At 45.1% G+C, this 23,969-nt stretch carries 23 protein-coding genes, 1 pseudogene and 1 riboswitch; of the genes and pseudogenes, 21 read left to right on the top strand and 3 right to left on the bottom strand.

Annotated elements, in window-relative coordinates:
• Nucleotides 1–79: 79 nt before the first annotated feature.
• The 8 genes and pseudogenes from G4D54_02190 (at nucleotide 80) to G4D54_02225 (ending at nucleotide 8,252) form a co-directional block, all read left to right on the top strand.
• A complete protein-coding gene (locus tag G4D54_02190; protein QJA01311.1) occupies nucleotides 80–973 on the top strand; it encodes a MurR/RpiR family transcriptional regulator in 894 nt (297 codons plus the stop codon).
• Nucleotides 974–1,400: 427 nt separating this feature from the next.
• Nucleotides 1,401–1,819 (top strand): annotated as a pseudogene (locus G4D54_02195) (type III toxin-antitoxin system ToxN/AbiQ family toxin).
• Between the two features lie 281 nt (nucleotides 1,820–2,100).
• On the top strand, nucleotides 2,101–2,808 hold the full coding sequence (locus G4D54_02200) for a response regulator transcription factor (GenBank protein ID QJA01312.1): 708 nt from the start codon (nucleotides 2,101–2,103) through the stop codon (nucleotides 2,806–2,808).
• Nucleotides 2,805–4,034: a GHKL domain-containing protein gene (locus tag G4D54_02205; protein QJA01313.1), complete on the top strand. Its 1,230-nt coding sequence runs from the start codon at nucleotides 2,805–2,807 to the stop codon at nucleotides 4,032–4,034. Before G4D54_02200 ends, G4D54_02205 begins: the two co-directional genes overlap by 4 nt.
• 57 nt (nucleotides 4,035–4,091) lie before the next feature.
• Nucleotides 4,092–4,781 (top strand): hypothetical protein, encoded by a 690-nt coding sequence (locus G4D54_02210; protein QJA01314.1) that lies wholly within the window; start codon nucleotides 4,092–4,094, stop codon nucleotides 4,779–4,781.
• A gap of 255 nt (nucleotides 4,782–5,036) precedes the next feature.
• Nucleotides 5,037–5,711 carry a response regulator transcription factor gene (locus tag G4D54_02215; protein QJA01315.1) on the top strand — a complete coding sequence of 225 codons (675 nt, stop codon included), beginning with the start codon at nucleotides 5,037–5,039 and terminating at the stop codon, nucleotides 5,709–5,711.
• Nucleotides 5,708–7,114: a HAMP domain-containing histidine kinase gene (locus G4D54_02220; protein ID QJA01316.1), complete on the top strand. Its 1,407-nt coding sequence runs from the start codon at nucleotides 5,708–5,710 to the stop codon at nucleotides 7,112–7,114. Before G4D54_02215 ends, G4D54_02220 begins: the two co-directional genes overlap by 4 nt.
• A 73-nt stretch (nucleotides 7,115–7,187) precedes the next feature.
• Nucleotides 7,188–8,252, top strand: a complete 1,065-nt coding sequence (locus G4D54_02225; GenBank protein ID QJA01317.1) for a peptidase — start codon at nucleotides 7,188–7,190, stop codon at nucleotides 8,250–8,252.
• Nucleotides 8,253–8,426: 174 nt separating this feature from the next.
• Here the strand turns inward: G4D54_02225 and G4D54_02230 are convergent, their stop codons facing one another.
• Nucleotides 8,427–9,089: a transcriptional regulator gene (locus tag G4D54_02230; protein ID QJA01318.1), complete on the bottom strand. Its 663-nt coding sequence runs from the start codon at nucleotides 9,087–9,089 to the stop codon at nucleotides 8,427–8,429.
• Nucleotides 9,070–10,587 (bottom strand): DUF1538 domain-containing protein, encoded by a 1,518-nt coding sequence (locus tag G4D54_02235; protein QJA01319.1) that lies wholly within the window; start codon nucleotides 10,585–10,587, stop codon nucleotides 9,070–9,072. Before G4D54_02235 ends, G4D54_02230 begins: the two co-directional genes overlap by 20 nt.
• Before the next feature lie 303 nt (nucleotides 10,588–10,890).
• A riboswitch (purine riboswitch) is annotated at nucleotides 10,891–10,991 on the top strand.
• 65 nt (nucleotides 10,992–11,056) lie between these two features.
• Between G4D54_02235 and G4D54_02240 the strand changes: the two genes are divergently transcribed.
• From G4D54_02240 to G4D54_02280, 9 genes are read left to right on the top strand one after another with little or no spacing between them, the layout of a single operon-like run.
• On the top strand, nucleotides 11,057–12,367 hold the full coding sequence (locus G4D54_02240; GenBank protein ID QJA01320.1) for a purine permease: 1,311 nt from the start codon (nucleotides 11,057–11,059) through the stop codon (nucleotides 12,365–12,367).
• A gap of 1 nt (nucleotide 12,368) precedes the next feature.
• Complete coding sequence (locus G4D54_02245; protein QJA01321.1) at nucleotides 12,369–12,872, top strand: hypothetical protein; 504 nt, start codon at nucleotides 12,369–12,371, stop codon at nucleotides 12,870–12,872.
• Between the two features lie 3 nt (nucleotides 12,873–12,875).
• The gene (locus G4D54_02250; GenBank protein QJA01322.1) at nucleotides 12,876–13,880 is read left to right on the top strand and encodes an ABC transporter substrate-binding protein; all 1,005 of its coding nucleotides are present in this window, start codon (nucleotides 12,876–12,878) and stop codon (nucleotides 13,878–13,880) included.
• A gap of 1 nt (nucleotide 13,881) precedes the next feature.
• Nucleotides 13,882–14,850 carry an iron ABC transporter permease gene (locus tag G4D54_02255; protein ID QJA01323.1) on the top strand — a complete coding sequence of 323 codons (969 nt, stop codon included), beginning with the start codon at nucleotides 13,882–13,884 and terminating at the stop codon, nucleotides 14,848–14,850.
• Nucleotides 14,847–15,665: an ABC transporter ATP-binding protein gene (locus G4D54_02260; protein QJA01324.1), complete on the top strand. Its 819-nt coding sequence runs from the start codon at nucleotides 14,847–14,849 to the stop codon at nucleotides 15,663–15,665. The genes G4D54_02255 and G4D54_02260 overlap by 4 nt, the downstream gene beginning before the upstream one ends.
• Nucleotides 15,622–16,395: a 4-hydroxybenzoyl-CoA reductase gene (locus G4D54_02265; protein QJA01325.1), complete on the top strand. Its 774-nt coding sequence runs from the start codon at nucleotides 15,622–15,624 to the stop codon at nucleotides 16,393–16,395. The genes G4D54_02260 and G4D54_02265 overlap by 44 nt, the downstream gene beginning before the upstream one ends.
• Nucleotides 16,392–16,853, top strand: coding sequence for a 2Fe-2S iron-sulfur cluster binding domain-containing protein (locus G4D54_02270; GenBank protein ID QJA01326.1), 462 nt, complete (start codon nucleotides 16,392–16,394; stop codon nucleotides 16,851–16,853). Before G4D54_02265 ends, G4D54_02270 begins: the two co-directional genes overlap by 4 nt.
• Nucleotides 16,850–19,126, top strand: a complete 2,277-nt coding sequence (locus G4D54_02275) for a molybdopterin-dependent oxidoreductase (GenBank protein ID QJA01327.1) — start codon at nucleotides 16,850–16,852, stop codon at nucleotides 19,124–19,126. The genes G4D54_02270 and G4D54_02275 overlap by 4 nt, the downstream gene beginning before the upstream one ends.
• The gene (locus G4D54_02280) at nucleotides 19,116–19,664 is read left to right on the top strand and encodes a nucleotidyltransferase family protein (protein ID QJA01328.1); all 549 of its coding nucleotides are present in this window, start codon (nucleotides 19,116–19,118) and stop codon (nucleotides 19,662–19,664) included. Before G4D54_02275 ends, G4D54_02280 begins: the two co-directional genes overlap by 11 nt.
• Before the next feature lie 209 nt (nucleotides 19,665–19,873).
• On the opposite strand, the gene G4D54_02285 is transcribed toward G4D54_02280, so the two are convergent.
• Nucleotides 19,874–20,128, bottom strand: coding sequence for a hypothetical protein (locus G4D54_02285; GenBank protein QJA05138.1), 255 nt, complete (start codon nucleotides 20,126–20,128; stop codon nucleotides 19,874–19,876).
• Nucleotides 20,129–20,329: 201 nt separating this feature from the next.
• On the opposite strand from G4D54_02285, the gene G4D54_02290 reads away from it, so the two are divergent.
• From G4D54_02290 to G4D54_02305, 4 genes are all read left to right on the top strand, one after another.
• The gene (locus tag G4D54_02290) at nucleotides 20,330–20,989 is read left to right on the top strand and encodes a uracil-DNA glycosylase (GenBank protein ID QJA01329.1); all 660 of its coding nucleotides are present in this window, start codon (nucleotides 20,330–20,332) and stop codon (nucleotides 20,987–20,989) included.
• Nucleotides 20,986–22,224, top strand: a complete 1,239-nt coding sequence (locus G4D54_02295; protein ID QJA01330.1) for a bifunctional folylpolyglutamate synthase/dihydrofolate synthase — start codon at nucleotides 20,986–20,988, stop codon at nucleotides 22,222–22,224. The genes G4D54_02290 and G4D54_02295 overlap by 4 nt, the downstream gene beginning before the upstream one ends.
• Nucleotides 22,225–22,321: 97 nt before the next feature.
• On the top strand, nucleotides 22,322–23,137 hold the full coding sequence (locus G4D54_02300) for a MurR/RpiR family transcriptional regulator (GenBank protein ID QJA01331.1): 816 nt from the start codon (nucleotides 22,322–22,324) through the stop codon (nucleotides 23,135–23,137).
• A 333-nt stretch (nucleotides 23,138–23,470) separates the two neighbouring features.
• Nucleotides 23,471–23,968, top strand: coding sequence for a hypothetical protein (locus tag G4D54_02305; protein ID QJA01332.1), 498 nt, complete (start codon nucleotides 23,471–23,473; stop codon nucleotides 23,966–23,968).
• Nucleotide 23,969 lies beyond the last annotated feature (1 nt).

Consider the following 23,969-nt stretch of genomic DNA (forward strand, 5'->3'; position numbering starts at 1 on the left):
TGATATGTAAGTGTATGCTTCATTACAAGCATCACAGATGGTTTCACCCGATGTGTGGAAGCCAAGTGAAGGAGAGTTTATGCAAGCAGTTAATATCATATCAAGTCTGGAATCGGTCATGCCGTTTCTATCCGCAAAAGAAAAAAAATTAGGAAATTATGTATTAACCCACAGTCAGGAGATTCTTTCGCTAACCTTAAAGGATCTTTCATTGCAGGCGGAGGTTAGTGAGGCAACCGTGATCCGGTTTGCGCGCAAGCTGGGCTGTGAGGGCTATTCCGATTTCAAACTCTCTCTTTCGGCAAATCTGTCTGCCAATTTCTATAATGAGAATTCAGACATGATTCTGGATAAAATCATGCCTACAGACACACCGGATTCCGTATTGAAGAAGCTGAGTGCCTTTATTGTTACTTCTATTCAGTCTACTACGGATATCATAGATTCACAGGAGCTGGATAAGGCGATAAAGCTGATTCGGGATACAAATGAGCATAAACGTAAGATATATCTGAGCGGACTGGGCGCAAGCAGTACACTGGTGAAGCAGCTGCAGATAAAATTCATGCGGCTGAATATTCCGGTAATCTACTATGAGGATGTGCATCTTCAGCTGGAGTCCAATCTGAATATGGGAGAGGATGATTTGCTTATCTGCTTTACGACTCTGGGGAAATCGGTACAGTCACATCAGTATATCAATATTGCGAATCAGAAAAAGGCAAAGATTATTCTCATCACCCAGTATGGCAATCAGGAGCTGGCAAGCAAGGCAACGGTAACGCTGTTTGTATCGGCTGTGGAAAATAATCTGCGGCTGGCAAGTCACACGGCACTGATTGTACAGTCCCTGATCGTTGATACATTGTTTTTATCACTGGCACTTGACAATTTGCCTGAAATTCAGGAGGGTGTGGCAGAAAAGAATCGGATTTTTTCAGAGCTGGGTTATAATATGAATGATTACAAATAAGGTTTAGAAAGTGATGGTAAGCGTAACGGATAGGAAGGTAGCGATTACTTTCCTTTTTTAATTTCTTATCCGTACGGATGTATTTGAATGTTCTTATAAATAATTCCAATTTTATTTGTTTTATAAGTGTCGCTTGAAATTTTTAAAAGTTTTTTCTAAAAAATTTTTAACAGATGTGACATGTCTTCGTTTCTGTAGTACTATAATAATGAAGGTAAAAAGCGGTGTACTCTACTTTGGAGAAATCTAAAAGTGAGAGCTAAAAAAGTGGCTGGCGCAAGCTGGCTTTTTTAAATAAGGGGTGGTTATATGTGGCGGTTCAAAAATAAAAGGGTACAGTTTATACAAATAGATGTTGCATATACCGATTATCTAAGAAAACACATTGATTTGAGAATACCCTGAATACCGGGAATCGGTGAGTGAAATGCGTCCATTTATCGGTATTCTTATGACACATGATGATATTGGATATGTCATTCCTTTAACATCACCTAAAGATAAGCATAAAAATATGAAAAATACGATGGATTTTCATAAAATAAATGGGGGAAAGTGGGGAGCGATAAATTTCAATCATATGTTTCCTGTTTTGCATGATCCTTCTGTTTATAAAATAATAAGGCCATTAAAAGATGTGAATACATACAGTAATCTGTTAATAAACCAAATCTCGTGGCTGAATAAAACAGAAAATAAGGAAATGGTTTAAAAAAAGCAGAGAAGCTTTATGAAGCATATGTAAACGATACCTTACAGGATAAAATAAAGAAGAGGTGTTGTGATTTTAAAAAGCTTGAAAAACACTATAAAGAATATATAACACAGACATTATCACAGAAGTAGTAATATGATGAAAAAGCTTCAATAGGAAGTTTTTTTGTTTGAAATAAAACAATTTACAAAGTATGCATAAGTATTTGTATTGTGCGTTGATTTCCGTAAGCTTGTGTCTGATCATTCTTTTACCTATAAGCATACCACGGCGTAATGGAATGAAAGGAATGTGTAATCGGAAAGAAGCAGGAGATTTATGACAGGGACAGAAATTTCCATACTTGAAAAATAAGGGGTAGAAACAAAAGGGAACATGGTATAATAAACTATAAAGACAAGGGGAGATACCGATGTATCATATAGCAATTCTGGATGATGAAAGAAAAGAAGCAGAGCATATAAAAGAACTGGCAGATGTATATTTTGACAGGAAGGAACTGATGCAGCGGCGCATTGATATCTTCCATAACGGAAATGAGCTGCTTGCACATGTAAAAGCCATCCCCTGTGATCTGCTGTTTCTCGATATTGAGGTGGGGCAGGAAAATGGTATAGAGATTGGCAGAAAGCTGCGTCAGGTAGCACCGGATATGATTATCGTTGTTATCACAGGATATTTAAAATACAGTGTGGAGGGCTACAAAATTCAGGCTGCACGCTATCTGTTGAAGCCGGTGAATGCACAGCTTTTATACAGTGAGCTGGATGAGGTGCTCTCTCTGGATGACCGACAGACACTTGTTCTGGAGGAACGTGATACGTATCATAGAATCAAGCGAAGAGATATCCTGTATGTCGAAACAATGGGAAGAGGCACCCGCTTTCATACCCCGGAGGGAACATTTGAAAGCAGAGAAAGTCTGAGTATATGGGAACAACGTCTGGATGCTGCCTTGTTTGTGAAATGTCACAAGGGTATCCTCGTCCATGTACGCCGCATCGTATCGATGGAGAAAGACACGATTCTGCTTGAATCTGGTGAAACACTGCCTCTGGCAAGACGACGTGTGGAAACTGTGAAGGCGGTATGGCGCAGCTTCCAGGAGAAGTACGCATGAGCTTGTTCCTGCGGGTCTTTGAGATTTTGATGATGTGCACGCTTTGCTATTCCTACCATGAAACTATGCGTTCGCAATACCGTTCCTCGCTGGCCAAAATCCTGCCCTATCTGATAACCGGATTCTTTCTGATTCTCATATCGCCCTGGCTTTCTATAACCATACTGCGGATTTTGCTGGCGGCTCTGCTCTGCCTGTCCATCCTGCTGTATCGCAACGACTGGCAGTCCCATCTGTTTTTTATCGGTGACCTGATAGCCGGTGCGATTATCGTTCAGATCATCAGCACGCAGAATCCAGCCTTTCATGCAGAGCCTGCAGACTGGCTGCAGGGCTGTCTGTATTGCGGAGTCGTATTTCTCATACAGCTGCTTCTGTTTTACTATCGGCATGTTCAATATGAACAGCTCTATGTGCCTGTTTTTGCCGGTGCGGCTTTCCTCTATTTAATCATTTGTGCCTATATAGGAAGTCAGGGGATACATGAGGATACCGGTATCATCTGCAGCCTGCAGGTGCTGGTGATACTGGTGATGAAGCTGTATCGAATCTGCTTCTGTCTGGAAATCCGTCGGGAAAAGGAGCTGCAGGCGATGGTGAAGACACAGCATATGGTGGAAAACAGAGAGCGCTATGAACGCATTCAAAAAGAAAATGCATACATCATGAAATCCATGCATGACTTAAAAAAGCATGTGGAGCTGCTGGAACAGATGAAGCAGGGAAGTCCTGCGGTTGATGACTATCGCAGTGATATTATTGTGAAAACTGAGCATATGCTGAATGTACAGAAAACAGGTGATGAGCTGATTGATAAGATATTACAGCTGTATCATCCGCGTTTTCAGGCGGCAGGGATTCGCTTTCAGCTGGAAAGCGATGTGATAGATTACAGCTTTATGGATCCAATTGATCGCTGTGCGGTACTCTGCAACATGCTGGATAATGCACTGGAAAGCTGTCTTGCCGCAGAGGAGCCGTTTATTTTATTGCGTATGGTGGAACAGCATTCCACGATTCTGTGGAAAATGAAAAACAGCTGTATACGCATGGAACAGGAAAAAGAGGACGCATTTGCACATGGCTTCGGCATGCAGAATATAAGAGATATCGCCCGTCGTTATCAGGGAACACTCAGCGCCGGCTGGGAACGCACACATCTGCTGTTTCGTACAACGGTAGCCTTCGATAAACCGCTGATGTCGGAAAATGAACCGCTTATGTAAAAACGCGGGCAAGGTGAACTTTTACGGATATAATGATAGCGAAAGAAGGGATATATCATGTTAGAAAATATGAAATTCAAACGAAAGGTATTAAGTAGAAAAAAGATTATTTCAAGCTTTCTGGTTGTTCTTGTTTTGTCATTATGTCTGGGTGGCTTTATGTACGGTCTTGCGGATAGCTTTGAGGATTTTGCGGATATCCGTATCCTGCAAATCGGCTTCCTTGTACTGTTTCCGCTTTTTACTGTGATTATGTGGGTGCCGCTGTGTCTGGGCGGCGGTCAGATTTATGATATGCGTGAGGATGCACTTGTCATTATTCCGGCATATAAGGATCGTCAGAAATGGAATATGATCCTGCATGTGTTATGCAGTGATGATGTAACACCGTTTCTGCAGGAAATACGATATGAGGATATTGATCATGCGACCTTCACGGTGGATCGCAAGGCCGGTGTATGGGGTCTGTCCAGATACACCTATCTGTTGAAGCTGTATAAGGAAAAGGATCTGTTTGTGACTCTGTATATCAATCCTATGGATAACGGTATTCTGCTGCCTGCCGGTAAAGGCGGAATATTGCTGACCGGCTTTCGCACAAGTGAGGATATTCTGAATATGATGCAGCTGATCACGGCCGGCGGTATGCGCCTGGAGGATCCACACCATATCCTGGATGCGATGAAACGAAGGGATATCGAAATCTACGATTATCTGGAAAGTCTGCAGATCAAAAGAAGATATTAAGCAACAGAAAGCGTCACCCTGTGTAATTCGCAGCAGGGTGGCTTTTTTTGAAGTAAAGCTGTTTACAGTAAAATAAAAGAATAAAGATAAATTGCTGCTGTTGAAAAACACGTAACCTTCAGAGGACGCAGGTATCAAATTCTTGAAAAGACTGTGGAGAATGGAGCATAATACTGCTAAGATAAAAGTGATAGCTTTCTCATGTTACTTTCATATTTGTATGATACCATGGAAGCAAAGGAAGGAGATGCAGGAATGAGACTATTGTTTGCAGAGGATGAACGTGATCTGAATGATATCGTATGTCAAAAACTCAGAAAGGAAGGCTATACGGTAGATGCCTGCTTTGACGGAGCGGAGGCTCTGGAGTTTCTGGCTGTTGCCGATTACGATGCTGTTATTCTTGATATCATGATGCCGGTGATGGACGGCTATGCGGTTTTGAAGCAGCTGCGTGCTGAGGGAAGAATGACACCTGTATTGTTTCTGAGTGCGCGGGATTCCATTGAAGACCGTGTTCTGGGGCTGGACAGCGGAGCTAACGATTATTTGATCAAGCCGTTTTCCTTTGCTGAGCTGATGGCCAGAATCCGAACGATGATCCGTCTGTCCAAGGGAAGTCAGACCTCCCTTCTTCAGGTCGGTGATTTAACTCTGGACACGGCTACGCATACAGTGCACCGTGCAAATAAGCTGATACTGCTTTCCGCAAAGGAATATGCATTGCTGGAATATATGCTGCTGAATAAAAATATCGTGCTTTCCAGAGAAACTATTGAGGAGCATATCTGGGATTTCGATTATGCAGGAGGCACGAATCTGGTAGATGTTTATATCAGCTATCTGCGTAAAAAGATCGATGGCGCATCCACCTGCAAGCTGATCCATACAGTACGAGGAAGCGGTTATGTAATAAAGGAGCCTTCATGAAGCGTCTGAGTATTCGTGCGAAAATCACGCTGTGGTTTGCACTGGCCATGAGTGTTCTGGCTGCCCTGACACTGGGCTGTGTGTGGATGATCAGTGATAATGTCGTACAGAAAAACATCAAGGACTCTCTGGTGGAAATGGTCAGTGACAATGTGGACGAGGTAGAGTATTACAGAAATAAAGAGGATGCCAATCCGGATGGCGACAGAGATATTTACATACAGTATAAAAACGGGTATCTTGAAATTGATGATGACTATCTGGATCAGATGAATGGAATATATACCACCTTATATAAGGAAGATTATGAGCTGCTGTATGGAGAAAATCCAATAGCAGAGGCAAGCGGAGATATTGCCTTTGCTGATAATAAATTGCAGACACTTCGCTATAAGGGAACAATGTATTATCTGTATGATCGCTCCTTGAAGGGAGAAGGCATGGAGGATCTGTGGCTGCGCGGCATAGTATCCCGCAGTCAGGGAGCACGCTGGATGGATGCAATCGTTATCCTTTCCATGTGGCTGATTCCCGTATTGATTTTACTGGCACTTGCGGGCGGGTATTTTCTGGCAGGCCGGTTTCTGCGCCCGATTCAGCAAATGATACAGGCAGCCTCCGGTATTCAGCAGGGACAGGATCTGAAGAAGCGGATCGAGCTGAATAAGGGACAGGATGAATTGCATCAGCTGGCAGATACCTTTAACGGTATGATGGATCGGCTGGAGGCGTCCTTTCAGGCGGAAAAGCAGGTTACCAGAGATATGTCCCATGAGCTTCGCACTCCGGTAACGGTGATTCTTTCCCAATGCGAGCTGTCACTGGAGGAGGAACAGGACAAGAGTACCTATGCGGATGCGTTGCGGCTGATTCAAAGACAGGGACAGAAGATGTCCGTCCTTATCAATGATATGCTGATGATGACACGCATGGAGCAGAAAAGGGATAGCATATGCATGGTGCAGCTTGACTTCAGCAGTCTATGTGCTTCCGTTTGTGAGGATCTTCGCTTGATACGCGAGAAGAACATCGCGCTGAGCTGGCAGCTGGAAGAGCATGTGATGGTCATGGGAAACAGGGAGCTGCTGCAGCGTCTGCTTGCAAATCTGATTGCCAATGCGTATCGCTATGGAAGAGAGCACGGGCATATTCAGGTTGATCTGAAGCAGGAACACGCAGAGGTCTTATTATCGGTGACGGATGACGGCAGGGGAATTGCAGAGGATCAGCTTGCACATATATGGCAGCGGTTTTATCAGGCGGATGCTTCCCGCAGCAATCAGGGGAGCGGTCTGGGACTGGCGATGGTACAGGAGATTGCGCAGCTGCATCATGGCTATATGAAGGTGGAAAGTGTGCAGGGAAAGGGCTCCTGCTTTACCTTCTGTGTACCGATGAAATAAATATGTTTTCTCATATTGCTTTCATCTTTCTCTGCTATACTACTGGTGTAAAGGAAATAAAGGAGTGAATGAGATGATGAAAAAAATACAACAGCTTTCCACATCTGTGAAGGCATTACTGGCAATCGGCGGTATCTCTGTTTTAGCAGGCGGTGGTGTTATAATAACGAACGCGATGGAAGCAGACAGCCGTATCGATGCGGACAAGGCAAAGGAAATTGCATTGCAGGATGCCGGTGTGAAGGCTACAGCGGCACAGTTTGAAAAGGCGGCATTGGAAAAGGATGACGGACAAAGCGTATATGAGGTGAAATTCCATACGGATGAGCATGCCTATGAATATACGATTACCGCAAAGGACGGACATATCCTGGATCGGGATGTGGACACATTGAAACAGGGCCCCGCAGCAGATACGTCCCCGATTTCGCTACAGGAGGCAAAGAATAGGATGCTGAAGAATGCAGGGCTGAAGGAACGTGACGGAACCTTTCTCAAGGCTTCCTTAAACAAAGAGGATGCGCAGGAGATTTACGAGCTGAAATTTAAAACTGCACAGAAGACATATGAATACAAGCTGCTCGCAAAGGATGGGACGATTCTGGAAAAGGATATGGAAACGAATGCAGCTTCAGGCAGTGAACCAGAAAACAACAAGGGCAATTCAACAGCCTCACAACAGTTGATCAGTAAAGCAGATGCCAGAAGCAGAGCGCTGCAGGATGCCGGTGTGAGTGCAAAAGCTGCGACCTTTACGAAGACAAAGCTGGATTATGAAAATGGCAGGCAGGTATATGAAATCGAATTTGTGACTGCGACTATGGAATATGATTATGAGCTTGATGCAGAAAGCGGGGCTGTCAGAGAACGAAAATCTGAACGGCTGGAAATTCAAAATCAGGAGCAGTCAAAGCCATCCGCTTCCTATATCGGAGTGGATCGTGCAAAAAGCACAGCACTCTCACACGCCGGTCTGCAGGCAGGCAGTGTGACCTTCACCAAGGCGAAGCTGGAAAACGATGACGGTATGTCGGTATATGAAATTGAATTTCGCAAAGGCTCCACAGAATATGAGTATTCGATTGATGCATACAAGGGGACAATTCTGGAATGGGATAAGGAAACGGATCACGACTAAGCGGCAAGCGGACGACGTGAGATAAGACAGGGGACGTTGCTGCACCTTGCTTATCGCTGAGGGGCTGGAACACTTCACGTTGAAACAAGATGAAAAAAGGGTCAGCATTGACCCTTTTCATCATGATGTAACAAACCTGCATTGAGCAAAGGCATGAGCTGAAGCTTTTTTAGTTTACATTCCGATGAATTCATCCACCGGCATGGAGAAAATAAGACCTTTGGCTTCGGTTTGAAGACCTGCAGCCATATTGATTTCATGCATGATCTGCTTGTAATTCTCATAGACGGATAAAATTACAACGATATCCTTTTCACCCTGCAGCCTGATACCGAGAAAGGAGGTCGCATCATCCTCATGCAGAGAACGGGCATGGAGAACCGTACCACCGGTGGCGTTCGCTTCCTTGGCAGCTTCCATAACCTGATCACGCCAGCCGTGTTCTACGACCGCAATAACAAGCTCATACTTACGTTCCTTCTGTTCCATCTCTTCCTCCTCATAGATTCTTCCACATAAAATTTTACGTTGAAACAGGCTGCTGATTCCACTCAGCGGCATGGTAAACATAATACCGTGCCCCATTTTTCTGATTTGTGTTTCCTTTGCGATCCGATGCATAACCTCATGCTCCAGCTGTGCAGGAAGGCAGCAGAATAGCAGCTCCTTATCCGTTTCACCGATTCCCAGATAATCCAGTAGATCAGAGCCTGCTGTTCCCAGTGCGAGAATGCCATAGGTGAAATACAGCTGGTATGATCGGCATAGCTCTGCGACCTGCTCTCCTTTATCCCGGTTTACAATAATCACCAGACACTTAATTTTCTGTCCGCTCATTTATGACCTCCTCAAACTCCATGATGCTATCCTCCTGCAGCTCCCCGGCAGCTGTCTTTTTATGCTTTGTCATCACCAGACCAAGAATCTGGATGGTCAGAAGCGGTGTCATTGCCACCATCGCTACAATGCCGAATGCATCCAGTAAAACATTTCCCCCAAGCTGCTCACAGGCACCCATGGCAAACGGCAGCAGGAAGGTGGCTGTCATCGGACCGCTGGCTACACCGCCGGAATCAAAGGCGATGCCTGTAAATACGTTAGGTACAAAGAAGCTCAGTATAATTGCTGTAAGATACCCCGGAATCAGAAATACCATGATGCTGATTCCGCTCAATATGCGCAGCATGGCGATTCCAAGCGATATGCCAACACCGATTGAAAGAGAATACAGCATGGCCTTCGTCGATATGGTACCTGATGAAATATCCTCCACCTGACGGGTAAGCACATGCACAGCCGGCTCCGCCTTCACAATGAAGAAGCCGATCAGCACGCCGATGGGGATTAAAATCCAGTTATAGGACAAGGCTGCTATCTGCGTTCCTATGAAATAACCGGCGGGCATGAAGCCGACATTGACTCCGCATAGGAACAGAATAAGACCGAGAAAGGTATACAGAGCGCCAACGAGAATTTTAATGATGGCACGTTTGTTGAAATAGCTGCTGATAAGCTGAAACAGGAGAAAGAAGCACAGGATGGGAAGCAGTGCCTTGCTTACCTCCCACATGTAATGCGGCAGCTCTGTCAGAAAAATCCGAATGACATCCTTGCTTGTTTCCACATAAGCCATTTCAAACGGTGTATATGTCGCACCCTGTGGCTCATACAGAATGCCCAGCAGCAGGACAGCCAGAATCGGACCGATGCTGCACAGCGCTACGATACCAAAGCTCTCCTCTTCTGCATGCTTCTGCGTGACATTGGCCATACCAATGCCCAGTGCCATGAGAAAGGGGACCGTGATTGGACCGGTTGTAACCCCGCCGCTGTCAAAGGCCACTGCCATGAAGGTATCCATGGAAAAGTAGGCAAGTATAAATACCAGTGCATAAAACAGCATAAGCAGATATTTCAAATTCCAGTGAAACAGAATTCTCAGCAAAGCCATGACCAGAAAGAAGCCGACACCGGCAGCGACTGTCCAGATTAACGTGTTGTCCGGAATACCGGGAACCTGATGTGCAAGCACTGTGAGATCAGGCTCTGCAATCGTTATGATAAAGCCGATGACAAAGGTGATGCATACCATAAGACATCTTTTTTTTGACGTGCTGAGCATGGTGCCGATGCCCTCTCCCATTAGCATCATGGACATATCCGCACCCAGGGAAAAAAGTCCCATGCCGATAATCAGCATTACGGCACCACAGGCAAACAGCAGCATGGTACCCACCGGCATCGGAGTGATTGTGATACTTAATAAAAATACAATACAGGTAATCGGCAATACAGAGGATACTGCTTCTTTGATTTTGTTTTTCAGTTTTGTCATTGATTCACCTCTCTTTTCATTCTCTATACATCTTATAGTTCTATTTTAACATGTATGATTGTCTTGTGACTGTTTACATATAGTTCAAATCAATGGATGGTATACATTATATGGATAAGTATCCATTGATTTCTAACGGCTTGTATTCCACAATCGTTCGGATAGGGGTCAGCATTGTCAGCTGTTGTATACAGGAAAAAGAAAGCTTGCAGATTGTAATATCGGATATCCTGTACGGTGTGGTCACACTTTTTTTAAAGCTGACAGGTAAAGTGTTTATTTATGTAGAAAAATAATACAATATGTGGTAAAATCTTTACGTTTCGTATAATTCGCGTGGTATGGTGCGAATGTCTCTACCCCAGACCGATACCTCTGGGACTACGGAACTGATCATTTTATTATATCTATGATAAAAGATTGGTTCCCGCATAATCGACGGGAACTTTTTTCATTGAAGGAGAACGTAATGGAAGAGAAAAAGAAAGACTCCATCTATGAACTGGATGGAACGGTACCGCTGAAAAAAGCGCTGCCACTTGGGATTCAGCATATTCTTGCGATGTTTCTGGGGAATGTATCCCCGCTGATTATCGTCTGCGGTATGCTGGAAATGAGCGGTGTATTAAAAATGACACTGATTCAGAATGCTATGTTTGTCGCAGGTATTGCGACCCTGTTTCAGCTGTATCCGTTTTGGAAAATCGGAAGCGGACTGCCAATCGTAATGGGTACCAGCTCCGGCTTTATCGGAACAGCAAAGGCCATTGGGGCGGCGTTTGGGTACGGTGCCCTGATGGGGGCGAGCTTTATCGGTGGTATTTTTGAAATGGTAATGGGGTATTTCATCAAGCCGCTGCGTAAGCTGTTTCCACCGGTTGTGACCAGTCTGGTCATCATTTCGATCGGACTTTCCCTGCTGCCGGTAGGAATCAACTACTTCGGAGGAGGAAACGGCGCTGCAGATTTCGGAAGCACCAATCATCTGCTTGTTGGAACCTTCGTTATCATTGTCATATTGATTGCCAAGCAGTTTAAGGGAGCAATAAACAATGCCTCTATACTGATTGGTATCGTCGCAGGCTATATTCTGGCTATTATACTCGGTATGGTGGACTTTACACAGGTGTCCTCTGCCAGCTGGTTTGCACTTCCGGCCTTTATGCCGGTAGCCTTTGAGTTTAATTCGCAGGCAATTATAGCGATGGGAATCATGTTCATCGCAACGACTGTGGAAACGATCGGAGATGTTTCCGGTGTCGCAAACGGCGGGTTGAACCGGGAAGCCACAGACAAAGAGCTGCAAGGCGGTGTTATGGCTGATGGTCTTGGTTCTATTCTGGGCGCAATCTTCGGTGTACTGCCAAACACCTCCTTTTCACAGAATGTCGGTCTTGTCGCTGTAACAAAGGTCGTTAACCGCTTTGTTATTATGACAGGTGCTGTATTCCTGATTCTGTGCGGATTCTGTCCGAAGCTGAGTGCCTTATTCTCCGTTATGCCGCAGTCTGTGTTAGGTGGTGCCGCTGTCATTATGTTTGCCATGATTTTGGTCAGTGGTATCCAGTCTTTAACAAGAGAGCCGCTGGATGAGCGTAACGGTCTGATCGTTGCTCTGGCCATCGGTCTGGGCGTGGGAATCGGAAATGTACCAGCTGTTCTTGCACAGCTTCCTTCCTGGGTTGGAAACATCTTTGCACAGAACGGTATCATCATGACCTTTGTGATTGCTACGGTATTGAATCTGATTCTGCCAAAGAAAAAGAGCGAAGAGGAATAGTATGAAGATTTTCCTGACTGGACAGAAACAGATTGGAAAATCGACCTGCATTCAGGAATGTATCCGGGAGTGTCATAAGTCTGTCTGCGGCTTTCTGACACTCCCTTTTTATGAGGAACAGCGGCGAGCCGGCTTTTATCTGCATGCGCTGCATGCAATGGAGCACAACGATCAGCGCTTTTCGATGCAGCATGAAACGTGGAACGAAGTGATACCGGGAATATTCAACAGCTTTGGCACACAGCTGTTACAGCAGGCGTGCAGGCTGCAGGAGCATATCCTGATTCTGGATGAAATCGGACATCTGGAACAAAAGGAAACCATATACCTGCAAACACTGCTGGATAGTATAGATAAATTTCCAAACATTCTTGGTGTTTTAAAGAAATATGATATACAATATATTCATGAAATAGCAGCCAGAAAAGATGTGATCGTCTTTGATTTGGATGTGATGGCATATGAGGATGTAAAAAAATACATTCTGAAAGCAATGGGAGGCTAAGATATGAAAAGGTTTTTAATGACAGCTATGTCTGCTATTATGGCGCTGTCTCTGATGGCGTGTACGGATACAGGCAAGGAAGATGAAAAAAAAGTAAGTGAAGGCTTTATCATTACCGATCAGGCCGGCAGAAAGGTAAATTTCGATAAGCCTGCAGAGAAGGCGATCAGCGGATATTATATCGCAACAAGTACGGTGATTGGTCTTGGTCAGAAGGACAAGCTTGTCGGTGTGGAAATGAAAGCGGATCAGCGTGAAATTTATAAGCAGGCTGCTCCTGAAATCCTGGAGCTTCCGGCAATGGGAAATAAAAAGTCCTTTAATGTAGAGGCTGCCATCAAAACGCGGGCGGATGTTGCATTTCTGCCGATTGCTTTGAAGAGCTATGTCGGAAAGCTGGAGGACGCTGGAATGAAGGTTATCCTGTTGAATCCGGAAACACAGACGGAATATGATGAAGCGGTCAATCTCATCGCAATTGCACTCGGTGCAAGAGAGGAAGCACAGAATTATTTCAACTATCGTGATGTACTGATGGAAAAATACATAACGGATACCGGAGTAGCAAAGAAGGTGTATATGTCCGGCAGCAGTCTGCTGGAGGGAGCAGGCTCCGATATGTTCCAGAACAGCCTCCTGAAGAGTGCGAAGGCTGAAAATGTCATGGCAAAGGCTGGAAAGGGCTGGAGTACGATTGGGAAAGAAACCCTGCTGGATATGAATCCGGATGTGATTTTCCTTGAAAACGGCGGTGCAGATGTGAAGCGTGTTTTGCAGGATTCCGCACTGTCTTCCTTAAACGCGGTAAAGAAGAAGCAGGTGTATGAATTCCCAAGTCCGCTGGAAACCTGGGATACCCCGAATCTGTCCAGCTGTCTGGGTGCACTGTGGGCATATGCAACGCTGTATCCGGATAATCTTTCCATGGATACAGTAAAGCAGGAAGCAAAGGACTTTTACCGTACCTTCTATCACATAGAAGTAAAGGACAGCGATCTGGGCCTGTGATATGAGACGCAGATTCTGGCTTGGACTGCTGCTGGCAGTGCTGGCTCTGGGTTCTCTGTGCGCAGGCAGATACGGCAGCAGCCTTTCGGATATCGCAAGGGCGCTGCTGTTTTCCGGTGATGAGCTGACACAGTCACTGGTGTGGAATCTGCGGATGCCAAGGATTCTTCTGGTCAGTATCAGCGGTGCGGCACTGGCGGTATCCGGCGTTGTCTATCAGACGATTTTCCGAAATCCCCTGGCTAGCGGTGATGTTATCGGTGCAAGCAGCGGCTGTTCTCTGGGTGCGGTGTTTGCGATACTTTTCTATCAGGAATCCTGGTTTATCGAGCTGTGTGCCTTTCTTACAGGTATGCTGCTGGTTATTCTGACCTTTCTGCTTGCCTCCCGCGTCAGAGGGAACAGAATCCTGAATCTGGTGGTTGCCGGATTGATTCTGCAGGCGGTTGCGACCTCTCTCATGATGATGATGAAGCTGTATGCAGATCCTGCAACGCAGCTGGCAAATATGGAATACTGGCTGATGGGCGGGTTCTCCGATGCCTCGTGGTCTGCCGTCTTTCTTACCCTTGTGCTGTGCACACTTGGAATGAGTGGCTTGTATCTGCTGCGCTGGCAGATACAGCTGCTTTCATTTGGAGAAGAGGCCTCTACCCTTGGCGTCAATGTGAAGCTCATACGATGGGTATCCCTGCTTCTGGCTACCCTTCTGATTTCCAGTGTGATCAGTGTTGCGGGAATCGTCAGCTGGGTTTCTCTGCTGATACCCCATATTATCCGTATCGCCTGTCGCAAGCCGATTTCACAGACGATGGGAATTACAGCAGTCAGCGGAGCGATCTTTCTGCTTCTGTGCGATACACTGGCACGGACCCTTATGACGATTGAAATACCCATCAGCATACTTACCAGTCTGTTCGGTGCTCTTGCACTTGTAGTACTATTCGTGAAGGGAAGGCTGCATTTATGATTTCCATACAACATCTATCGGTACAGCTGCAGGGCAGAGACATTTTAAAGGATATCAGCTTTGCGATACCAAAGGGCCGCATCGTTATGCTGCTGGGAGAGAACGGCAGCGGGAAAACAACACTGATTCGTTCCCTTCTGCAATATATTCCCTATAAAGGCTGTATCTTGCATGACAAGAGCGATATACATTCGCTGAAGCAGCGACAGCTTGCCGCTTTGTTCAGCTATGTTCCCCAGATTAAGGAAACCGTAGAGGATCTTGCGGTGGAGGAATGTATCGTAAGCGGCTTTGCACGTACACTCTCCCCGTTTGCCCTGCCTTCGAAAAAACAGTACGAGCAGGTGCATGCACTGTTAAAGGACTGGAACCTGTCCCATATTGAAGGAAAATTATTACAGGAAATCAGCGGTGGAGAATTGCAGATGACCTATGTTGCCAGAGCCTTTTTACAGGATGCCGCCCTTATGGTGATGGATGAGCCGTGTACCTATCTGGATTATCGGCGCCAGCATCAGTTTCTGCAGGAGATGCTGCGGCTGAAGCTTCAGGGAAGAAGTATGCTGATCAGTATGCATGATCCCAACCTGGCCCTGCAGTATGCGGATGAGCTTGTGCTGCTGCATCAGGGAAAGCTGTATGCACATATACGCGGGCCGCGTCCAGAAATGACGGCAGCCTGCTGTACGTATTATAATGAACTGTACGGGGATACCTTTACAGTGATTGGAACTAAGAGTGAACCTACTCTTATATGGAAGGAGAATAACTATGCTGACGATTCAGCAATACTGCAAGGCAAAGAGCCTCGATGAAGCATATGAGCTTCTGCAGAAAAACCGAATGAATCAGATTATCGCTGGAATGCTGTGGCTGCGTATGCAGGAACGTACGATTCCGGTCGCCATTGATTTATGTGATTTGCATCTGGATATGATTGAAGAAGATGAGGACAGCTTCACGATTGGTGCTATGACCTCTTTGCGTGCACTGGAAACCCATGAAGGTCTGCAAGAAGCATTCGGATCGCTGTTAAAGGATGCACTGAAGGATATCGTAGGAGTACAGTTTCGAAATACTGCTACGCTGGGAGGCTCCTTGTATTCCCGCTTCGGCTTTTCTGATGTACTATGCGCATTGCTTTGTCTGGATGCAGAGGTGATTCTGTATAAACAGGGAAGAATTTCCTTACAGGAGTATGCAGCCATGCCGTATGAACGGGATATTCTGACGCATGTCGTGCTGAAAAAGGAGCCGGTAAACACAGCCTTTGCCTGTGTGCGAAGAAGTGCTACGGATCTTCCGGTTCTGAATATGTCTGCCGCAAAAGCAGGGGAATCTCTGCGTATTGTCGCAGGTTCCCGCCCAAAACGTGCGCAGCGTTTTACCATGCCCTGGAGTGAGGATCAGGAAATGATCGCAAAGCATATGCAGGCGTGTGTGGAATGTGAAGATAATATGCGGGGGAGTGCAGAATATCGTTCTGCTTTGATCTATGCATTAACGCTGCGTCTTTTGAAACAGCTGAAGGAGGATGCCGCATGAATGTAACAATTACCGTAAATGGAAAACGAATACAGGCAGATGTTCCTGCAGGGCAGACGCTGCTGCAGTTTCTGCGCGAACAGGGCTACAGGAGTGTGAAATGCGGCTGTGAAACGACAAACTGCGGCTTATGCAGCGTATGGATGGATGAAAAAACAGTGCTGTCCTGCAGTGTGCCTGTGGGACGCGCGGATGGTCATCGCATTACCACGCTGGAGGGTGTGGAAAAAGAGGCAAAGGAATTTGCGGATTTTATGGCAAAAGAGGGGGCGGAGCAATGTGGATTCTGTTCACCGGGAATGATGATGCAGGTGCTTGCCATGAAAAAGGAAAACAGGACTTGGACAGATGAGGAAATCAAGCACTGGCTGGCAGGGAATCTTTGTCGCTGTACCGGCTATATGGGACAGCTTCGTGCCATCAGAGCCTGGCTTTTGAAAGGAGGGGAAGCCGCATGAAGTACATCAATCAGCCCGTTATAAAGAAGGATGCCTATGCTCTGCTTAGCGGGAAGCCGGTGTATACGGATGATCTGGCTCCTGCGGACTGTCTTGTCATCAAGCTGCTTCGCTCACCGCATGCGCATGCGAGAATCAAATCCATCGATACCGGTGCTGCGAAACGCATTCCGGGTGTCGAAGCCATATTTACTTATAAGGATGTTCCTGCATCGAGATTCACGCTGGCAGGGCAGACCTATCCCGAGCCATCCCCATACGATCGTCTGATACTGGATGAGGTTGTACGGTATGTCGGTGATGAGGTTGCCATCATTGCCGCAAAGAATGAAGCGAGTGCGCTGCAGGCGATGAAGCTGATTCGCGTTGAGTATGAAGTATATGATGCTGTGCTGGATTTCACAAAGGCACTCGACCATCCGGTTATCGTTCATGCGGAAGAGGACTATAAGCTGCTGTGTGAAATCGGGAATGAACGGCTGCGCAATCTGCACTCTCATGATGAAAGCATCGTTGGTGATGTCGATCAGGCGTTTGCGGAATGCGATGTTGTTTTGGAACGTGAGTATCATACAAAAGCCAATGCACAGGCGATGATGGAAACCTTTCGCTCCTATGCCTATATGGATACCTTTGACCGCCTGAATGTGGTCAGCTCCACACAGGTGCCTTTCCATATCCGGCGCATGGTTGCCAATGCGCTGGAGCTACCAAAATCACAGATCAAGGTGATCAAGCCGCGAATCGGCGGAGGGTTTGGCGCCAAGCAGACAGGCTGTACCGAAATCTTTACAGCCTTTGTTACATGGAAGCTGAAGAAGCCGTGCAAGCTTGTGTATACCAGAGAGGAAACCTTTATGGCGAGCAACTCCCGCCATGAAATGAAGATGCATGTGAAAATCGGTGCCATGAAGGATGGGGAAATCCGTGCAATCGATTTGTACACCCTGTCCAATACAGGTGCCTATGGAGAGCATGGGTCAACGACTGTCGGTTTAAGCGGACATAAGTCACTTCCGATTTATAATCATGTAAAGGCAAGCCGCTTTGTTTCGGATGTCGTTTATACAAATACAATGACAGCAGGTGCATACCGCGGCTATGGCGCTACGCAGGGACAGTTTGCAGTAGAATCTGCAGTGAATGAACTGGCGGATACCCTGCATATTGATCCATGTGAGCTGCGTTTGAAGAATATGGTGCAGGAAGATGAAGTTATGAAGCAGTATTATGGCGAGCATTTAAACAGCTGTGCACTGGATCGCTGTCTCAGGAAGGCTATGGATATGATTGGTTGGAAGGAGAAGGCACTGTGCCGTGACATGGGAGATAAGGTGCGCGGTCTAGGTGTAGCTTTGTCCATGCAGGGAAGCGGTATTGCCAACGTGGATATCGCATCAACCGTGATCAAGCTGCAGGATGACGGATTTTACACCTTGTCGATCGGCGCAACGGATATGGGTACCGGATGTGATACGATTTTGGCGCAGATGGCTGCGGAATGTCTGGACTGTGATGTGGATAATATCATAACACAGTCTGTGGATACGGACGCATCTCCATACGATACCGGCTCCTATGCTTCTGCAACGACCTATGTAACCGGCATGGCAGTTGTGAAAACGTGTGAGGAGCTAAAGAAACAGATTCTGCGTGAGGCGGCAGTCCTTCTGGACGTGGAAGAGGAGCATATCACATTTGATGGAAGTATGCTTCGTGCAGTGGAGGATGATAAAGAAATCACACTGGCAGAGTTTGCGAACCGCTGTTTTGCGGGCGGCAAGGGTGCGTGTCTGATAGCGAGTGCATCCCACTGTTCACCGACTTCTCCTCCTCCGTTTATGGCAGGAATCGCAGAGGTGGATGTAGATAAGCTCACGGGAGAGATTACGCTGGTGGATTATGCGGCTGTTGTGGACTGCGGGACGGTTATCAATCCCAATCTTGCCAGAATTCAGACAGAGGGTGGTATTGCTCAGGGAATCGGTATGGCGCTCTATGAGGATATCACGTACTCCTGTAAGGGCAGGATGCGCAACAATTCCTTTCTGCAATATAAAATCCCGACACGGCAGGATGTCGGTACAATACGGGTTGATTTTGAAAGCAGCTACGAGGATAATGGTCCGTTCGGGGCGAAATCCATCGGCGAGGTTGTTATCAACACACCGGCACCGGCAATTGCGTCGGCTGTAGCACATGCAAGCGGTGTGCAGGTTCGCACATTGCCGATCACGGCAGAAAAGGTTTTACTAAAGAAGGATGAAGACTGACCTCATTCTGTTAGCCTCCGGATATTCGCGCAGGTTTCAGGGAAATAAGCTGTTGTATGAGCTGGACGGGATGCCGCTGATTGCACATACACTGCAAAAGCTTTCGACTTTAAATCCGCATTCTCTCATCGTGGTAACACAGTATGAAGAAGTTGAAAAGCTGGCAAGGGACTATAACGCAGTTGTGGTTTTCAATACGCAGGCCCGAAAAGGACAATCGTTTTCCATACGACTTGGAATTGAAAGAAGTACTGCTGATCAGGCAATGCTGTGTGTTGCGGATCAGCCGTATCTGCGCTTACATACATTTAAGAAGCTGCTGGAGCTGGCAGATGGAGAACATATTATCTGTGTTACCTGTCAAGGTATTTTAAGAAATCCTGCTATATTCCCCAGGAAATATTACAAGGAGCTGTTAGCCTTGTCGGATGAACAGGGTGGAAAACAGATTTTGAAAAAATACAGGGAAAAGGTCATCGCTGTGCCATGCGATGTGGATGAGGTATGGGATATTGATAAAAGAAGTGATTTGAAATAATAGAATTGTTAAAAAGGAAAGTCATGACGGTTGGAAATTGCTTGGAATAAAGCTGAATCCACAACTATTCATAGACTTTCTTTTTTATGAAAATAAGCAGTCATTGTACAAGATATACAGTTTCTCCGGTTCCTGTAAATGGATGTATACATCGCATTGGTATATCGGCCATGTGTAATTTTTTCTATCTCATAGGAATGGTATCTTATTCATTCGATGGAAGAGTCTTTTTTGAAGATTTCAACAAAGGAGTATACATTGGTCGCATCATCCTTTTCCCCAGCATGCTGGATACATATCCAAATAGAATACACTTTTTTAATCTTATCATAATCAGAATGCTGAAATCCATCTGGTGCATTCATCTGCTTTGATAGAAGTCTGCTGCTATAGTAGATGGCTCGACTAACCAGTGGATAGCCCGGGTTATCCTTATGCTGTGCCTCAAGATTTGTGAACTTCATCTGTGAATCGAGGCAATCTGAAGGCATCCCTTTTATCATTCTGTGTACATCTTTCTAAGAGAATCATGCTTTATAAAGGATATGGTTTTCTTTTCTTACAGTTTCGGCTTTTATACCGTTTCAGAATTTTATCAAAGGAATGGTACTGTTACCTCTCCTTTAATTATGATATGATTATACCGTTTGAGGAAGTGATAAAACATGAAGCAATGGAAGGAACTCTTCCAGCAGGAAGAACAACAGGAATATTACCAGAAGCTGATGCAGTTTCTGGATGAGGAATATGCACATAGGACAATCTATCCTCCAAGGGAGGATTTATTCACCTGCTTCACAAGCTGCCCCTTTGAAGCAGTGAAGGTGGTGATACTCGGACAGGATCCATATCATCAGCCAGATCAGGCGCACGGACTTTGTTTTTCTGTTCGAAAGGGCGTACAAATACCACGCAGCCTGAAAAATATTTACAAGGAATTAAAGAGTGATATGAATATTGATGCACCATCTCACGGATGCTTAACAGACTGGGCGAAGCAGGGAGTCTTTTTGATGAATACAGTTATGAGCGTACGTGAGGGACAGGCGGCATCACATAAGAAAAAGGGCTGGGAAACCTTTACGGATACGGTTATTTCAGCTTTGAATGAGCAGGAAAAGGGAATTGTTTTCGTCCTATGGGGGAGCCATGCACAGAAAAAAGCAGAGCTGATTACCGGTAGACAGCATCGCATCCTGATGTCTGCACATCCATCCCCGCTATCCGCATCCAGAGGCTTTTTTTGCAGCCGGCCGTTTTCCACTGTGAACAGATATCTGGAGGAAATGGGAAGAACTCCGATCGACTGGAGGCTGAGTGAATGAGATTTCAGAAAGCAGAGGATGTTATTGCCATCATCGAACAGAGGAAAAACCGGGGCTATGGCCTTGACCATTTCAAGGCCTATATGGCATCACTTGGAAATCCGCAGGATCGTTTGCGGAGCATTCATATCGCCGGAACGAATGGCAAGGGCAGTACGACAAATGATATTCGCAGTATCCTGCAGACAGCCGGCTACAAGGTAGGAAGCTTTACATCGCCATTTATGATTACCCATCTGGATCGTATACGAATCAATGATCAGGATATAAGAGAGGATGCGTTTCTTGCAATTACTAACCGGTTTTATGACAGCTGGATGGAATGGGACCTCAGTATGTTTGAAATTGATATGTGTATTGCGGTTTTCTATTACCTGGAGGAACAAGTGGATTTCTGCGTGTTTGAAACAGGACTTGGCGGTCGAAAGGATGCAACCAACATCCTGCAGCCGCTCGTGTCGGTGATTACGAATATCGGAATGGATCACATGGAATTTCTCGGTGATACTCTGGAAAAAATTGCAAAAGAAAAGGCTGGAATTGTGAAGGAAGGTATTGATTTGATCACTGCAGAGGATAAGGAGTGCTGTCTGCAGGTGTTTCAGAAGCATACCGCTTCGGCTCATGCACAATGTATAAAGGCAGGGGAAATTTCAAATATACAGGAAACAGCTGACGGGTTGTCCTTTGATTATGGGAATTTAAAGGATGTTGCATTATATGGAAAAGCAAGGTATCAGTGTCGAAATGCTGCCCTTGCGATAGAGGTATGCTTATATCTGCAAAGACAGGGGCATATCCGGCTTACAGAAGCACAGCTGCGAACAGGTCTGCATCAGGCTGTCTGGATCGGACGGTTTGAAACAATTTCGAAGGAGCCTCTCATCATTTTGGACGGCGCACATAATGCGGATGGTATTCATGCCCTGTGTGAAACGTTGAAGCAGATGGAGGATGTGCAGGTACTGTTTTCTGTGTTGAAGGATAAGAATTTCGAAGCGATGCTGCAGGAGCTGGAAACGGTATGTGGGGAAATTCTTGTCGTACCCTTTTATAATGAACGAGCATTGGATGTGAAGCTGCTGGAGGGAAGAAAGCATATACATCTGATGGAGAGCTATGAACAGGGTATCGCGTATGCATTACAAAAAGCGAAACCTCTTGTTATTACGGGTTCTCTGTATTTTATCAGTGATGTGCGTAAATATCTGATTAAGAAAGGGTATGCAGGATAGAAAGGTATGGAACACATCTGTTTTTTCGTGAAATTAAATTGTTTTCATGTATAATGAAAGCAGATAGACATGAAAGAATATAATAGAGGTGAGGTTCATGCAAACATTAGGCATTATTGAGTCATATTATCCATCCTTCACAAAATCAGAGAAGCGAATAGCGGATTTCATAATCGAGAGTAATTCCAAGGTTATTGATTTAACGCTGTCCGAGCTTGCCGTTATGCTGAACGTGGGAGAAGCGACAATCGTACGATTCTGTCGGAAAATGAAGCTGAAAGGATTTCAGGAATTGAAATTTTTATTGGCAATCGACGATGACGGAAAGCAGCAGGAGACAGATAAGCACGAATGTATAAAGAATAATCTGATACAAACAATTCAGATAACGGATTCCATGATTCAGCAGGAAGAAATCAATCATGCAATACAGTTGATTGAGGAAGCTGAATATATCTATTTTTTCGGTATCGGTACAAGCGGTCTCGCGGCTTCCATGGGCGAATCAAGACTTTTTCGATTCGGTAAACAGACAAAGGCAGTGACGGATTCACATCGACAGTTAATGCAGGCGAGTCTTTGTAATGAAAAGAATTTGATTATCATTGTATCGGTATCCGGTGAAACCAAGGATTTGATCGAAGCGGCTGAAGTAGCAATAAAAACAGGCTGCAAAATAATAACGATAACCAATCACATAACATCGACGCTTGCCAAATTGTCAGATTGTGTAATTATCAGCTATGGAAAAGTGAATTTAATGAATGCAGGAACCTTCTCATCCATGGTCTCACAGCTGTTTATTCTTGATATACTTACCAGTGGATATGGATTGCATAATGCCGGAAGTGTCCGTATTGCCAGGGAAAATATTGCTAGAGTTATCTATGGCAAAACAAGAGATGAATCTTAGTAATAAATTCATTTCGGGCTTTATTGTCAAAATAGTTTTCATGATAAATCAGTTATAAAGAACAGTACGATTGTCTATATGGTCGTATTGTTTTTTTTATGTTGAGGTTGAGAAAAACCATATAGGGGCAGGACACAACAATGCTTTGTATCATCAGATATGCATTTATCATACTTTTATTATTATAACGGTTACGAGTTTTGTATAAAAAATAGAAAATAGTGTTAGTTTACTATTTACATGTATATACATCCATGATATCATATGGATGTGGAGTTAAAACTCAAAATAATAAAATAATATGGAGAAAACTCCATAAAGGAGGGTGTGCGTATGCAGATATCCTATGAATTAGATTATCGCGATGCTGCACGCTTTACGCTGTATAGAAGTTTGGAGAATGCAGATGTAAAGCGGAGGAAAACGGTGCTGCGATGGATGGTCACAATTATGCTGCTTGCTATTATTCCGGCATTTCAGTTGAAACATACGGCAGCGATATCTCTGGTTCTGGTGATTTGTTTTTTATGGCTGGCTTTTTGCGATACATTTATGAATCATATACTATTAAAGCAGATATTAAAAGAACATAAAGAAATAACTTATGAGAGAATCGAGATAGTTTCAGCCAAAGAGTCATTGCTGATACACACAGGAAAAAAGCAACATTCTTATCCGTATGAGGAAATTACACATTTCTTATATTTCAAAAAGCTTCTGCTGCTGACACTCCATGACGGATCCAGCATATTGATACCAAGACATGCGTTCAACAGCAACCATGATTATAAGGCTTTCTATATGCACATTCTCAACCATTGCCCGCAATGAT

Source organism: [Clostridium] innocuum (assembly GCA_012317185.1).
GTDB classification, from domain to species: Bacteria; Bacillota_I; Bacilli_A; order Erysipelotrichales; family Erysipelotrichaceae; genus Clostridium_AQ; species Clostridium_AQ innocuum.